Here is a 12,936-nt window from a genome sequence, read left to right as displayed (position 1 = left end):
TCCACGCACCGTTTCCGTGCTGCCTTCGTAGAGCCTCCGCGCCGTCGCCTGAATGAACCTGCTCCGCACCGCCTCCGTCGTTTCGGTCTTCACGCTGCTGTCGCGCATCACGGGGCTGGTCCGCGAACAGATGGTGGCGGGGCTGTTCGGCGCCAACGCGATGACCGACGCCTACAACGTGGCGTTCCGCATTCCCAACATGCTGCGGCGGCTCTTCGCCGAGGGCGCGTTCTCGCAGGCCTTCGTGCCGTCGCTGGCCGCCGCGCGCGCCAAGGACGGCGACGAGGCGACGCGCCACCTGATCGACGCCGTCGCGACCGTGCTGCTGTGGGCGCTGCTGGCGACCTGCGTCATCGGCGTGATCGGCGCCCCGGTGCTGGTCTGGACGCTGGGAGCGGGGTTGTCCCGGGATGCGCACGAGGCCGCCGTCGTGATGACGCGGTGGATGTTCCCGTACATCGGCTTCATGTCGCTCGTGGCGCTGTCGGCCGGCATCCTGAATACCTGGAAACGCTTCATCGTGCCGGCGGTGACGCCGGTGCTGCTGAACCTCGCTTCGCTGGCCTGCGGCTACGGCCTGACACCCGTGCTGGCACGCCACGGCTATGAGCCGATCTACTCGCTGGCGCTCGGCGTCATGATCGGCGGCATCCTGCAACTGGCCGTGCAGGTGCCGGCGCTGCGGCGCATCGGCCTGATGCCGCGTTTCGCGCTGAACCTCTCCGGCCTGCGCCGCGCCGCCGGCGACGAAGGCGTGCGCCAGGTGTTGCGCAAGATGGGACCGGCGCTGCTGGGCGTCGGCGTGGCCCAGCTCTCGCTGCTGATCAACACGCAGATCGCGATCGCGGTGGGCGAGGGCGCCGCCTCCTGGCTGACCTACGCGGACCGCCTGATGGAGTTCCCGATCGCGCTGCTCGGCGTCGCGCTGGGCGTGGTGCTGACGCCGCAGCTGGCGGCCAGCACGGCCAAGGGCGAGACGGAGAAATACTCGGGCCTGCTCGACTGGGGCCTGCGCCTGACCCTGCTGCTGGCGCTGCCCTGCGCGGTCGCGCTGCTGGTCTTCGCCGAGCCGCTGGTGGCGGTGCTCTACCAGCGCGGCGCCTTCCGGGCGGAGGACGTCGCCCATACCGCGCACGCCGTGATGGGCTACGGGCTGGGCCTGATGGGGCTGGTGTCGATCAAGGTGCTGGCGCCTGGTTTCTACGCCCGTCAGGACATGCGCACGCCGGTGCGCATCGCCGTCGGCGTGTTGATCCTGACGCAGGTGTTCAACGCGATCTTCGTCTTCGGATTCAAGATCGGCGTCGCGGGCCTGTCGCTGTCGATCGGCCTGGGCGCCGTCGTCAATGCGCTGCTGCTGCTGCGTGGCCTGCGCAAGCTCGGCACCTACGCGCCGGAAGCCGGCTGGATGCTGTTCCTGCTGCGCGTGCTGATCGCCAGCGCTGCCATGGGCGCGCTGCAATGGTGGCTGGCCGGGAATGTCGCCTGGGTCGGCGGCAAGGGCTTCCACTTCGAACTGGCGCGCGCCGGCTGGATGGCGCTGAGTCTCGGCGCCTCGGCCCTGCTGTACTTCGGCGTGCTGCTGCTGCTGGGCGTGAAGCTGCGCCAGTTCGCTCGCCGGGCCTGAACCCGGGGGCGTCGTCTCCGGTTTCCGGCGGCGGCGGTGGGCGTAGACTCGGGCGCATGAGTTCGCCTTTGCAGTGGACGGTGCCGTCGGCGCTGGACTATTTCTCGACGCTGGTTGCCGACGACGACACGCTGAACCTGGCCGAGGCCGCCACGGCGATCGCGCTCGACGAAGTGCCCCGGCTGGACGTGCAGCAGGTGATGGCCGAGCTGGACCGTCTCGGCGAACGGCTGCGCCACCGTCTCCCCGCCGATGCGCCGCCCAGCCACCGGCTGCGCATGCTCAACCAGTACTTCCACGGCGAACTCGGCTTCGCGGGCAACGTCAACGACTACTACGCCGTCGGCAACAGCTACCTCCACCAGGTGCTCGCCACGCGTCGCGGCATCCCGATCTCGCTGGCGATCATCTACATGGAGCTGGCCTCGCACGTCGGCCTGCAGGTCAAGGGCGTCAGCTTCCCCGGCCATTTCCTGATGAAGCTGCGCCTGCCGCAGGGCGAGGTCGTGCTGGACCCGTTCAGCGGACGTTCGCTGGGGCGTGGCGAACTCGACGAGTTCCTCAGCCCCTGGCGCGAGCGTGCCGGCCTGATGCCGCAGGAGCCGATGTCGCTGGATGCCTTCCTGGGCACGGCGGCGCCGCGGCAGATCCTGGCGCGCATGTTGCGCAACCTCAAGCAGATCCACATGGACCAGCAGGACCTGCCCCGGCTGCTGGCGGTCCAGCGCAAACTCGTGGCGCTGCTGCCCGACGACCGCGGGGAGCGCGCGGAGCTCGAGCAGAGTCTGCAGCAGCTGCGCGATGCGGGTGGCGGACCCGCCACCCTCCATTGAGGGTGCACGACGGGGGAGGGGCGCCGGGCGACGCATAGAATCCCCCTCTTCCTGAGGGTGTGACCTCCCTGTTGCCGACCTCCGCGTCGCCGACGTCGCCCCGCCATCCAACGCTGAAGTGGTTTGAAGCAGATCCCGCTGTCGCTCGGTCCCGAGCCCGACTACACCTTTGACACGCTCCTCACCGGTGCCAACACCGCGGCCCTCACGCATGTGCTGGCGCTGGGGACTGGCTCGCCGCCGGTGTTCCTGTGGGGGCCGCCCGGCAGCGGCAAGACGCACCTGCTGCGCGCGCTCGCGCGCCACTGGCAGCAGGCCGGCGCGCAGGTCGGCTGGTACGACGCCGACACCCCGCTGCCCTGGGAACTGCCCACCCACCCCAGTCTGCTGCTGCTCGACGACGCCCAGCGCTTCGACCCCGGCCAGCAGCATGCGGCCTTCGCGCTGTTCGTCGAGGCGGCCACGCTGGGGCTGGCGGTCGTCTCGACCGGTACCGCGCCGCCGGTGGACCTGGACCTGCGCGAGGACCTGCGCACCCGGCTCGGGTGGGGCCCGACCTTCGCGCTGCAGCCCCTGTCGGAGGCTGAGGTGCGCGCCGTGCTCCGCCGCGAGGCCGACCGGCGCGGCATCGCACTGACCGACGACGTCATCGACTACCTGCTCACCCGCTATGCCCGCGACCTCAAGCACCTGATGACGCTGCTGGACGGGCTGGACGAATTCGCCATGGCCAGCAAGCGGGCGGTCACCGTGCCGCTGCTGCGCCAGATGCTCGCCGACCAGGGGGCGCACGCCTGAGGGCGCGACGCTGCCGGTTGCTTCGCTTTCAAGATCTTTCAAGGATTTCGACGTGGACCTGACCCTGTTCGACCTCGACGGCACGCTGATCCCGCAGGACTCGGACCACGCCTTCGGCAGCTACATGGTGGAGATCGGCTGGGCCGACGGCGCCGCCTGGGCCGCCCGCAACGACGGGTTCTACGCCGACTACCAGCGCGGGAACCTCGACCTGGACGAGTACGTCGAGTTCGCCACCTCGGTCTGGCGCGCCCGCCCGCTGGGCGAGGCCGAGGCGGCCCGCGCCGATTTCATGGCCCGGATCATCGCGCCGATGTTGCGCGACAATGCGCGCGCACTCGTGCAGCGCCACCTGGACGCCGGGGATCTGGTGGTCGTGGTGACGGCGACCAACGAATTCGTGACCGCGCCGATCGCCAAGGCCTTCGGCATCGACCACCTGATCGCCGTGCAGCTGGAGCGCGACGCGACCGGGTCGTTCACCGGGCGCGTGCACGGAACTCCGTCCTTCCAGGCGGGCAAGATCGTGCGCGTGAACGAATGGCTGGCGGCGCAGGGGCGCCGCTGGGAGGATTTCGAGCGCGTGCATTTCTACAGCGACTCGATGAATGACCTGCCGCTGCTGGATCGGGTCAGCCATCCGGTGGCGACCAACCCCACCTCGGCCCTCGAGGCGCTGGCGCGCGAGCGCGGCTGGCCGATACTGAAGCTGTTCGAATGATCAAGAAATTCATCAACAAGTTGTTGGGCAAGCCCGAAAGTACCGCCACGCCCCTGGGCAAGCGCGTGGAGATCGGCGCGGAGGAACACCGCATCGATCCGGCCCTGCTCGACGAGCGTGGCGTCAAGGTCGTCAAGGGACTGACCGACGCGGGCTACGAGGCCTTCATCGTCGGCGGCGCCGTGCGCGACCTGCTGCTGGGCCGCCGGCCCAAGGACTTCGACGTCGCCACCGACGCCACGCCGGAACAGGTGAAAAACCAGTTCCGACGCGCCTTCATCATCGGTCGGCGCTTCCGCATCGTCCACGTGGTCTACGGCCGCGGCCGCGAGCACGAGGTGATCGAGGTCTCGACCTTCCGGGCGCTGCTCAAGGAAGACGACGCCGAACAGGTGCAGGGCAACGAGAAGACGTCCAAGGGCGCGCTGGAGGGCAAGTCGCACGTCGTCGACGCGTCCGGCCGCGTGCTGCGCGACAACGTCTGGGGCCCGCAGATCGAGGACGCCGCGCGACGCGACTTCACCGTCAACGCGATGTACTACAACCCGGAGCGCGAGCTGGTGGTCGACTACCACGGCGGTCTGGCCGACGCCCGCAAGAAGGTGCTGCGGATGATCGGCGACCCCGAGACCCGCTACCGAGAGGACCCGGTCCGCATCCTGCGCGCCGTGCGCTTCGCCGCGAAGCTGGGCTTCACGATCGAGCCCAAGACCCGCGCGCCGATCGCCGTCATGGCGCCGCTGCTCGCGAACGTGCCGCTGTCGCGGATGTTCGACGAGATGATCAAGCTGCTGCAGACCGGCCACGCGCTGGCCAGCATCGACGAGCTGCGCAAGCAGGGCCTGGCGCGCGGCGTGTTCCCGATCCTGGACGCGGTGCTCGACAAGGACGGCGCGCTGCCGGACAACGTGCACGGCAAGTTCGTCCGCCTGGCGCTGGAAGACACCGACAAGCGGGTCGAAGAAGGCCGCTCGGTGGCGCCGAGCTTCATGCTCGCCTGCATGCTGTGGGGCGAAGTCCAGCAGCGCTGGACGCGCCTGATCGACGGCGGCGAAGGCGCAGTGGCGGCGCTGCAGCAGGCGATCGACCTGGTCTTCGACGCGCGCGTCGGGGACATCTCCGGTCGCGGCAAGCTCGCGGCGGACATGCGCGAGATCTGGATGATGCAGCCGCGCTTCGAGCGCCGCACCGGCAGCGGTCCGCACCGGCTGATCGAGCAGCCGCGCTATCGCGCCGGCTTCGACTTCCTGGCGCTGCGCGCCGAGGCGGGCGAGATCGATCCGGCCCTGGCCGACTGGTGGGAAGACTTCGCGCTGGGCACCGAGGACGAGCGTCGTGCGCTCCTCGAGCTGGCGCGCGAGACGCAGCGCCAGGGCGGTCCGCGCAGCAAGCCCAAGGCGGGCGGCGGCCGTGTCCACTCGGTGCCGCGCGGTGCGGTGAGCACGCCCTCGACGATGCCTGTCAGCGGTGAATCGGCGGCCGCGCTGCCGATCGATGCCGAAGCGGTCGACGCCGCGGAAGGCGAGGGCGGCGTGGGCCACCCCGCCAAGAAGCGCCGCCGTCGTCGCAAGCCGAAGGCGGCAGGCGGCGCGGGTCCTGCGGACACTGCCCCGTCCAACGACGAATGACCACGGCCTACGTCGGGCTGGGCGCCAACCTCGGCGAGCTGCGGCACACGCTCGAGGCGGCGCTCGCCGACCTGGCCGACGTGAAGGATCTGACCCTGGAGGCTGTCTCCTCCGCCTGGCGCAGCGCGCCGGTCGGCTGCGAGGGGCCCGACTACCTGAACGCGGTCGCCCGCGTGACGACCACACTGCCGCCGCTGACGCTGCTCGCGGCGCTGCAGGCCATCGAGTTGCGCCATGGGCGCGAACGGCCGTTCCTCAACGCGCCGCGGACACTCGACCTGGACCTGCTGCTCTACGGTGACCAGACCGTCGACCTGGATCGGCTCATCGTCCCGCATCCGCGGCTGCATCAGCGCGCCTTCGTGCTGCGCCCGCTGCTGGAGCTGGCTCCGACGCTGGACGCGCCGGGTCTTGGTGAGCTGGCAGGCCACCTGCCGTCGGTCGCCGATCAGGTCATCGAGCGCGAGGACGTGCCCTTGCGCCTTCGCCGTCCCTGACGAGTCGAATCAACGTCCAAGCCTTTCGGGAGCTCGCCCCATGTTCGCAACCGCCGCCGGCTGGCAGACGATCGTCCTGCTGACGCTGTCCAACGTGTTCATGACCTTCGCGTGGTACGGCCACCTGAAGGACCTGGCGGCGCGCCCCTGGTATGTCGCGGCGCTGATCAGCTGGGGCATCGCGCTGTTCGAGTACCTGCTGCAGGTGCCGGCCAACCGGATCGGCTACCAGGGCGGCTTCACGCTGGCGCAGCTCAAGATCACGCAGGAAGTGATCACGCTGGCGGTGTTCGTGCCCTTCTCGATGTTCTTCATGAACCAGCCGTTCAAGACGGACCACCTCTGGGCCGGTCTGTGCCTGATGGGGGCCGTCTACTTCATCTTCCGCAGCTGAAATTCCCGTCCCCCGGAGGGGCGAGGCAGACCCGCAGACGTCGGGGTGTGCGCAGGCCGTGGCTCCAACGGGCCATGGGGCGGCTACACTCGCGGGTTTTCCGTGACACGGAAATGAATCAATTGTGACGATCCGGCGCGGATCGCACGGCGCGGAGCCTCCCCCATGTTTTTCGGCAAGCTGCTGCCCCGAGAGGGCAATTTCTTCGAACTGTTCAATGAGCACGGCACGCAGATCGTCGAAGGCGCGCGCGCCTTCATGCTCATGATCCAGAACTACAACGACCTGACGCTGCGCGAGAAATACGCCGCCGAGGTGGACAAGGCCGAGCACCACGCCGACCGCGTCACCGCCGAGGTGAACCGGCTGCTGCATCGCACCTTCATCACGCCGATCGACCGCGAGCAGATCCACGGCCTGATCAACGCGATGGACGACATCCTGGACCTGCTGCAGGACTCCAGCGAGACGATGCAGCTCTACGACGTGCGCTCCATCCCCGAGGAAGTGCTGCGCCTGGGCGAGCTGTCGGCCAAGTGCTGCGAACGCGTCAAGCACGCCGTGACGCTGCTGCCCAAGCTGAGCGAGCCCAAGACCGCCGAAGCCGCCATCAAGGCCTGCGAGGAGATCGACAAGCTCGAGTCCGACGCCGACCGTGTGATGCGCGCCGCGATGTCCAAGCTGTTCCGCGAGCAGGAGGACGTGCGCGAGCTGATCAAGCTCAAGGCGATCTACGAGCAGCTGGAATCGATCTCCGACCGCTGCGAGGACGTCGCCAACCTGATCGAGGGCATCGTCCTCGAGAATTCCTGACCCGGTCCCGGAGCGTCTCCCATGGGAACGATGCACGTGGCCTTCTGGGTCGTGGCCATGCTCGTGGTGCTGGCCGTCGCCTTCGACTTCATGAACGGCTTCCACGACGCGGCGAACTCGATCGCCACGGTCGTGTCGACCGGCGTCCTCAAGCCGCAGCAGGCCGTGCTCTTCGCGGCCTTCTTCAACGTGATCGCGGTGCTGTTCTTCGAGCTGAAGGTGGCGGCGACGATCGGCAAGGGGTCGATCGACGCGTCCATCGTCGATCACCATGTGATCTTCGGCGCGCTGATCGGCGCGATCGCGTGGAACGTGATCACCTGGTTCTACGGCATCCCGTCGAGCTCGTCGCATGCGCTGATCGGCGGCCTCGTCGGCGCGGCGATCGCCAAGGCAGGCACCAAGGGTCTGATCATGAGCGGCATCGGCAAGACGGTGCTGTTCATCTTCGTCTCGCCGTTGCTGGGGTTCCTGCTGGGCTCGCTGCTGATGGTGGCCGTGGCCTGGGTGTTCAGACGCAGTTCGCCGCTGCGGGTGGACAACTGGTTCCGGCGGCTGCAGCTGGTCTCGGCCGGTCTGTACAGCCTGGGCCATGGCGGCAATGACGCGCAGAAGACGATCGGCCTGATCTGGATGCTGCTGATCGCCTCCGGCTACGCGGGCGCCGGCGAACATTCGCCGCCGACCTGGGTCATCGTCGTCTGCTACCTGGCGATCGGCCTGGGCACCATGTTCGGCGGCTGGCGCATCGTCCGCACGATGGGGCAGAAAATCACCAAGCTCAAACCGGTCGGCGGCTTCTGCGCGGAAACCGGCGGCGCGATCACGCTGTTCCTGGCGACTTCCCTGGGCATTCCGGTGTCCACCACGCACACCATCACCGGCGCCATCGTCGGCGTGGGGTCGACGCAGCGCGCGTCGTCGGTGCGCTGGGGGGTGGCGGGGAACATCGTCTGGGCCTGGATCTTCACAATCCCGGCGTCGGCGTTCATCGCCGGGCTGTTCTACTGGATCAGCTTCACGCTGTTCTGAGCGCGGCGCGCTACTGGCTGATCTCGCGGGCGGCTTCGACCTGCGACTCGAAGTAGCGCTGCGCCGAGAAGGCGATCGTCGCCATCAGACAGGCGCCGCCCACCATCAGGCAGGCGATCACGCCCAGGATAGGCAGCCAGCCGGTCTTGCGCACCGGTTGTCCGGGGTTGAAGCGGTCGGCCCAGCGTTCGTCGGGCATCAGGCCGTAGACGATGCCCGCCAGCATGCTCTGGGCGATCATCAGCCCGAGCAGCGGGATCAGGAACCAGGCGGCGACGTCGTCCTGGCCCAGCGTGTCCATGCGGTGCACACCATAGAGGCCAAGCAGCGTCGGCAGCGGATGCAGCCAGGCGAGCTTGTCGCTGAATCCGTGCAGGTAGAAACGATGCGCCCCGAGGCTGCCGAGCGCGAAGCTCAGCCAGGTGGCCACGGTCTTGGACTTGAGGTCCGCCGCGCCGCCGGCGTCGGGAGCGACGGCGCTCATGCGGCGGGCGTTTCGGCAGGCGTGGAAGGGGCCGCCGGCGAGGCCGCCGCGGTCGCGGGCGTCGCACCGGTGGGCGAACTGGTGTCACCCTGACCCAGCTGGCGTTGCATCAGCACGACATCGAGCCATTTGCCGAACTTCCAGCCGGCGGCCTTCATGACGCCGATGTCCTCGAAACCGTGGCTGCGGTGCACGCCGATCGAACCGAGGTTCTGCGAATCGCCGATCACGGCCACCATCTGGCGGGCGCCTGCCGCCTCGCAGCGGGCGATCAGTTCGGCCAGCAGCAAGCGGCCGACGCCCTGGCCCTGGGCCTGGGGAGACAGGTAGATCGAGTCCTCGACGAAGTAGCGGTAGGCCAGGCGCGGGCGGAAGTAGTTGGCGTAGGCGAAACCGAGCACCTGCCCGTCACGCTCCGCGATCAGGTACGGCAGGCTGCGGCTGAGGACCTCGGTGCGGCGGCGGCCCATCTCGGCGCGGTCGGGCACGTCGGTCTCGAAGGTGCCGGTGCCGTGCAGCACCGCGTGCTCGTAGATCTGCTGGATCGCGGCGATGTCGCCCTCCAGGCTGGGGCGGATCAGGAGGGGGGAGGAACTGCTGGTGGTTGTCGTCATTGGGGGAGGAGGACAAAGCGTCAAACGCGAGTTTATAATGCCGGGTTTTGGCGCTGGCCCCCGGGTGTGGCTGTCACGCTTCGAAGCTTCCTGATCCGGAGCTTGTGCGATGACAGTCCGGGGGCGTATCTACAGGGCCAGCTGTCGACCTTTCGTGGGGATCTTTCGCGACACACGCGTGCCCAACGAAAAATCGATTCAATTGTCTGCTTGCCCCTGTGTGTCTCCCTGGTGCGGTGGAACGCTCAAAACCTGAAGGATAGATCATGGTCGTTATTCGACTCTCCCGCGGTGGCTCCAAGAAGCGTCCGTTCTACAACATCGTCGTGACCGACAGCCGCAATCGTCGCGATGGCCGCTTCATCGAGCGCGTCGGTTTCTACAACCCCGTCGCCACCGGCAACGCCGAAGGCCTGCGCGTCGCCCAGGACCGCGTGTCCTACTGGGTCGGCACCGGCGCCCAGCTGTCGCCGGCCGTCGCCCGCCTGGTCGACGTGTCCAAGAAGTCGGCTGCCGCTCCGGCCGCCGCCGTCGCTGCCTAATCCTTCGGATCGCAGCAGATGAAGCAAGCGCCCGACGACGTCATCGAGAGTTCTCCGGCCTTTCCGGAGGACGCCATCGAGGTCGGGCGCGTGCTGGACGCCTGGGGCATCAAGGGCTGGCTGAAGATCCTCAGCCACTCCGCCGATGCCCAGGCGCTTTTCGCCTCTCGCCGCTGGTTCATGAAGCCGAGCGAGAAGGCCCTGCCGGGCAAGCCGCATGTCGTGCCCCCCGTGCTCAAGATTCTTTCCGTCCGCGACCATGCGGACGGCATCGTCGCCCAGGTCGAAGGCGTGGCGGACCGCAACGGCGCCGAGGCGCTCAAGGGTGCCCGCATCTTCGTCTCGCGCAGCGTGTTCCCGGACACCGGCGAGGACGAGTTCTACTGGGTCGACCTGATCGGCATGAGCGTCGTCAACAAGGACGGCCAGACGCTGGGCGAGGTGATCGACCTGATCGACACCGGCCCGCACTGCGTGCTGCGCATCCTGCCCGCCGGCAAGACGGCGCCGGTCAAGCCGGACGAGGAAATCCTGATCCCGTTCGTGAACGCGTTTGTCGGCACCGTCGACAAGGCCGCGCGGGTCATCCCCGTGGACTGGGATCTGGACTATTGAAGCCGTCGGGCCCGATGCCCATGCGCTTCGACGTTCTCACCCTCTTTCCTGAACTCTTCGACCCCTTCCTGCGGGTCGGCGTGACGCGTCGCGCGTACGAGAGCAAACAGGTCGACGTGCGGCTCTGGCAGCTGCGCGACTATGCGGAAGACAACTACCGTCGTGTCGACGACCGTCCCTTCGGCGGCGGTCCCGGCATGGTCATGCTGGCGGCGCCGCTGGAGCGCGCGCTCGCGGCCGTGAAGGCCGATCGTGCGGCCACCCATCCCGGCGCTCCGGCGGTGATCCATTTCAGCCCCACCGGACGCAAGCTCGACCAGGCGCTGGCTCAAGAGCTTGCGCAAGGCGAGGGCGCCATCCTGCTCTGCGGCCGCTACGAAGGCATCGACCAGCGTGTGCTGGACCGCCACGTGTCGATGGAGATCAGCCTCGGCGATTTCGTGCTGTCCGGCGGCGAACTGCCGGCCATCGCGATGCTCGATGCGATCGCGCGTCTGCAGGACGGCGTGCTGAACGACGCCGCCTCGCACCAGCAGGACAGCTTCTCCGACGGGCTGCTGGACTGCCCGCACTTCAGCCGCCCGGAGGTTCTGGAGACGCCCGACGGCCCGTTGCCGGTGCCGCCGGTGCTGCTGTCCGGCCATCATGCCGAGATCGCCCGCTGGCGTCGCGAGCAGTCGTTGGCGCTGACATGGCGCCGCCGGCCCGAGTTGATCGAGGCCGCGCGCCGCGACGGCAAGCTCGACAAGAAGGACGAGAAGTTCCTCGCGTCGCTGCGCACGACCCAGGGCGGAACGATCGCCAAGACGGGCGAAGTTTGACGATCGCCCAACCACGTCTATAATCGCGGGTTTTTCCGATCCTCTACTGGGCTGATGGGGCAAGGGCGGTGCTTTGACACCGTTGGTTGAATCCCCACGCGGGCGGCGCCGAAGAATTCCTTCGAAGGTGTCCTGTCCTGGAATCATCCTGATTCGCGCCGGCAAGATCACAGGAGATCCTCGTGAATCTGATCCAAACCCTCGAGCAAGAAGAAATTGCTCGCCTGAACAAGACCATCCCCGCTTTCGCTCCTGGCGACACGGTGATCGTCAACGTGAACGTCGTCGAAGGCACCCGCAAGCGCGTGCAGGCCTACGAAGGCGTCGTGATCGCCCGCCGCAACCGCGGTCTGAACTCCAACTTCATCGTCCGCAAGATCTCGAGCGGCGAAGGCGTTGAGCGGACGTTCCAGCTGTACAGCCCGCTGATCGCTTCGATCGAAGTCAAGCGCCGCGGCGACGTCCGTCGCGCGAAGCTGTACTACCTGCGTCAGCGTTCGGGCAAGTCGGCGCGCATCAAGGAAAAGCTGGCCATCAAGTCGGCCTGATCCTCGGCGCAAGCCACCCCAAAGCCGCTCCAAGGCCCTGCCCGGAGCGGCTTTGTCGTTTCTGGCGTCCAATCGGGGCTTCGCGCCCCGAGCGCCCACGAACAAGTCCGGCACACCGGACGACCCTGCCGCATGCCGACGCCTCCTTCCAGCCGTCCCGCCAGCCGTCCAGCCATCCAGGATCCCCGCGCCATCCCCGTCACCGGCACCGATGCGCATCTCCCCGCCGTCCCCCGTGAGCGTCTGACCCCGGGCTGGCTGCGTGAGCGCTTCCTGCACCCGCTGAGCATCGACCCGGAGCTGCCCGGCGACGGCGGCCTCTTCCCGGGCCGCACGACAGCGCAGGCCGCGGTGCTCATCCCGCTGGTGCAGCGCGCCGAAGGCCTGCACGTCCTGCTGACGCAACGCACGGCGCATCTGCGGGACCATGCCGGCCAGATCAGCTTCCCCGGCGGCCGCGCCGAGCCGGAGGACGGCTCGCCCGAGCGCACGGCGCTGCGCGAGGCGGAGGAGGAGATCGGCCTCGACGAGCGCTACGTGGACCTGATCGGCCAGCTGCCTGTCTATCGCACGGTGACAGCCTACGAGGTCACGCCGGTGGTGGGTCTGATCCGTCCGGGCTTCTCGCTGCGGCTGGATGCCTTCGAGGTGGCGGAGGCGTTCGAGGTCCCGCTGGAGTTCCTGATGAACCCCGCGCACCACCAGCGCCACACCTTCGAGTACGACGCGGGCGACGCGACCGGGGAGGCCGCCAGCGACAACGGCCCCCTGAAAGGCCGACGGCAGTTCCTGTCGATGCCGTGGACGGGGCCAGGTCTTGCGGTGTCGAACGTGGACCCCGACGTGACGCTGACGGCGGGCGCTTCGAAGGAGTTCTTCATCTGGGGGGCGACCGCCGCGATGTTGCGCAATCTCTACCGCTTCCTGCAGGTCTGAGCCATGGCAGGGGGCAGGGGGACACCGATCCCT

Annotated in this window: 16 protein-coding genes; 14 read left to right on the top strand and 2 right to left on the bottom strand. The window is 68.3% G+C overall.

What is annotated here, in order from left to right; translation table 11 throughout:
* Positions 1 to 52: 52 nt before the first annotated feature.
* The 9 genes from murJ to AC07PR_RS06915 all read left to right on the top strand — a co-directional run bounded on the left by murJ (position 53) and on the right by AC07PR_RS06915 (position 8,343).
* Complete coding sequence (gene murJ, locus AC07PR_RS06955) at positions 53 to 1,627, top strand: murein biosynthesis integral membrane protein MurJ (RefSeq protein WP_495134814.1); 1,575 nt, start codon at positions 53 to 55, stop codon at positions 1,625 to 1,627.
* Positions 1,628 to 1,683: 56 nt separating this feature from the next.
* Positions 1,684 to 2,460 (top strand): SirB1 family protein, encoded by a 777-nt coding sequence (locus tag AC07PR_RS06950; protein WP_377156073.1) that lies wholly within the window; start codon positions 1,684 to 1,686, stop codon positions 2,458 to 2,460.
* A 123-nt stretch (positions 2,461 to 2,583) separates the two neighbouring features.
* On the top strand, positions 2,584 to 3,258 hold the full coding sequence (gene hda, locus AC07PR_RS06945) for a DnaA regulatory inactivator Hda (RefSeq protein ID WP_377156071.1): 675 nt from the start codon (positions 2,584 to 2,586) through the stop codon (positions 3,256 to 3,258).
* A gap of 52 nt (positions 3,259 to 3,310) precedes the next feature.
* Positions 3,311 to 3,979, top strand: coding sequence for a histidinol-phosphatase (locus AC07PR_RS06940; protein WP_495134813.1), 669 nt, complete (start codon positions 3,311 to 3,313; stop codon positions 3,977 to 3,979).
* Positions 3,976 to 5,607, top strand: a complete 1,632-nt coding sequence (pcnB, locus tag AC07PR_RS06935; RefSeq protein ID WP_377156067.1) for a polynucleotide adenylyltransferase PcnB — start codon at positions 3,976 to 3,978, stop codon at positions 5,605 to 5,607. Before AC07PR_RS06940 ends, pcnB begins: the two co-directional genes overlap by 4 nt.
* Positions 5,604 to 6,104 (top strand): 2-amino-4-hydroxy-6-hydroxymethyldihydropteridine diphosphokinase, encoded by a 501-nt coding sequence (folK, locus tag AC07PR_RS06930; protein ID WP_377156065.1) that lies wholly within the window; start codon positions 5,604 to 5,606, stop codon positions 6,102 to 6,104. The genes pcnB and folK overlap by 4 nt, the downstream gene beginning before the upstream one ends.
* 40 nt (positions 6,105 to 6,144) lie before the next feature.
* Positions 6,145 to 6,498 carry a DMT family protein gene (locus tag AC07PR_RS06925; RefSeq protein ID WP_495134812.1) on the top strand — a complete coding sequence of 118 codons (354 nt, stop codon included), beginning with the start codon at positions 6,145 to 6,147 and terminating at the stop codon, positions 6,496 to 6,498.
* A gap of 165 nt (positions 6,499 to 6,663) precedes the next feature.
* Complete coding sequence (locus AC07PR_RS06920; RefSeq protein ID WP_297523981.1) at positions 6,664 to 7,311, top strand: DUF47 domain-containing protein; 648 nt, start codon at positions 6,664 to 6,666, stop codon at positions 7,309 to 7,311.
* A gap of 21 nt (positions 7,312 to 7,332) precedes the next feature.
* Complete coding sequence (locus AC07PR_RS06915; protein ID WP_377156061.1) at positions 7,333 to 8,343, top strand: inorganic phosphate transporter; 1,011 nt, start codon at positions 7,333 to 7,335, stop codon at positions 8,341 to 8,343.
* A 10-nt stretch (positions 8,344 to 8,353) separates the two neighbouring features.
* On the opposite strand, the gene AC07PR_RS06910 is transcribed toward AC07PR_RS06915, so the two are convergent.
* Both AC07PR_RS06910 and AC07PR_RS06905 read right to left on the bottom strand, forming a co-directional pair.
* On the bottom strand, positions 8,354 to 8,827 hold the full coding sequence (locus AC07PR_RS06910; protein ID WP_377156060.1) for an NINE protein: 474 nt from the start codon (positions 8,825 to 8,827) through the stop codon (positions 8,354 to 8,356).
* Positions 8,824 to 9,441 (bottom strand): GNAT family N-acetyltransferase, encoded by a 618-nt coding sequence (locus AC07PR_RS06905; protein ID WP_377156059.1) that lies wholly within the window; start codon positions 9,439 to 9,441, stop codon positions 8,824 to 8,826. Before AC07PR_RS06905 ends, AC07PR_RS06910 begins: the two co-directional genes overlap by 4 nt.
* Positions 9,442 to 9,707: 266 nt before the next feature.
* Here AC07PR_RS06905 and rpsP point away from each other — a divergent pair, with 266 nt between their 5' ends.
* The 5 genes from rpsP (at position 9,708) to AC07PR_RS06880 (ending at position 12,903) form a co-directional block, all read left to right on the top strand.
* Positions 9,708 to 9,983 carry a 30S ribosomal protein S16 gene (rpsP, locus tag AC07PR_RS06900; protein WP_377156057.1) on the top strand — a complete coding sequence of 92 codons (276 nt, stop codon included), beginning with the start codon at positions 9,708 to 9,710 and terminating at the stop codon, positions 9,981 to 9,983.
* A gap of 18 nt (positions 9,984 to 10,001) precedes the next feature.
* Positions 10,002 to 10,598 carry a ribosome maturation factor RimM gene (rimM, locus tag AC07PR_RS06895; RefSeq protein ID WP_431102598.1) on the top strand — a complete coding sequence of 199 codons (597 nt, stop codon included), beginning with the start codon at positions 10,002 to 10,004 and terminating at the stop codon, positions 10,596 to 10,598.
* A gap of 20 nt (positions 10,599 to 10,618) precedes the next feature.
* Entirely contained in the window at positions 10,619 to 11,419 is an 801-nt protein-coding gene (gene trmD, locus AC07PR_RS06890; RefSeq protein ID WP_495134811.1) for a tRNA (guanosine(37)-N1)-methyltransferase TrmD, read from the top strand.
* Positions 11,420 to 11,601: 182 nt separating this feature from the next.
* Positions 11,602 to 11,967, top strand: coding sequence for a 50S ribosomal protein L19 (rplS, locus tag AC07PR_RS06885; RefSeq protein ID WP_297523974.1), 366 nt, complete (start codon positions 11,602 to 11,604; stop codon positions 11,965 to 11,967).
* Positions 11,968 to 12,099: 132 nt separating this feature from the next.
* Entirely contained in the window at positions 12,100 to 12,903 is an 804-nt protein-coding gene (locus tag AC07PR_RS06880) for an NUDIX hydrolase (protein WP_495134810.1), read from the top strand.
* Positions 12,904 to 12,936: the final 33 nt, after the last annotated feature.

This window comes from Roseateles sp. GW821-FHT09H11 (assembly GCF_059415845.1).
Note: the sequence above shows the minus strand (reverse complement) of the source record. Positions and strands in the feature narration are given on the sequence as shown.

Bases quoted from the DNA above. Each gene is read 5' to 3' on its own strand.
- AC07PR_RS06925 (WP_495134812.1), top strand. From the start codon at position 6,145: ATGTTCGCAACCGCCGCCGGCTGGCAGACGATCGTCCTGCTGACGCTG.
- rimM (WP_431102598.1), top strand. From the start codon at position 10,002: ATGAAGCAAGCGCCCGACGACGTCATCGAGAGTTCTCCGGCCTTTCCG.
- AC07PR_RS06880 (WP_495134810.1), top strand. From the start codon at position 12,100: ATGCCGACGCCTCCTTCCAGCCGTCCCGCCAGCCGTCCAGCCATCCAG.
- murJ (WP_495134814.1), top strand. From the start codon at position 53: ATGAACCTGCTCCGCACCGCCTCCGTCGTTTCGGTCTTCACGCTGCTG.
- AC07PR_RS06950 (WP_377156073.1), top strand. From the start codon at position 1,684: ATGAGTTCGCCTTTGCAGTGGACGGTGCCGTCGGCGCTGGACTATTTC.
- AC07PR_RS06910 (WP_377156060.1), bottom strand. From the start codon at position 8,827: ATGAGCGCCGTCGCTCCCGACGCCGGCGGCGCGGCGGACCTCAAGTCC.
- folK (WP_377156065.1), top strand. From the start codon at position 5,604: ATGACCACGGCCTACGTCGGGCTGGGCGCCAACCTCGGCGAGCTGCGG.
- pcnB (WP_377156067.1), top strand. From the start codon at position 3,976: ATGATCAAGAAATTCATCAACAAGTTGTTGGGCAAGCCCGAAAGTACC.
- AC07PR_RS06915 (WP_377156061.1), top strand. From the start codon at position 7,333: ATGGGAACGATGCACGTGGCCTTCTGGGTCGTGGCCATGCTCGTGGTG.
- trmD (WP_495134811.1), top strand. From the start codon at position 10,619: ATGCGCTTCGACGTTCTCACCCTCTTTCCTGAACTCTTCGACCCCTTC.
- rpsP (WP_377156057.1), top strand. From the start codon at position 9,708: ATGGTCGTTATTCGACTCTCCCGCGGTGGCTCCAAGAAGCGTCCGTTC.
- AC07PR_RS06920 (WP_297523981.1), top strand. From the start codon at position 6,664: ATGTTTTTCGGCAAGCTGCTGCCCCGAGAGGGCAATTTCTTCGAACTG.
- AC07PR_RS06905 (WP_377156059.1), bottom strand. From the start codon at position 9,441: ATGACGACAACCACCAGCAGTTCCTCCCCCCTCCTGATCCGCCCCAGC.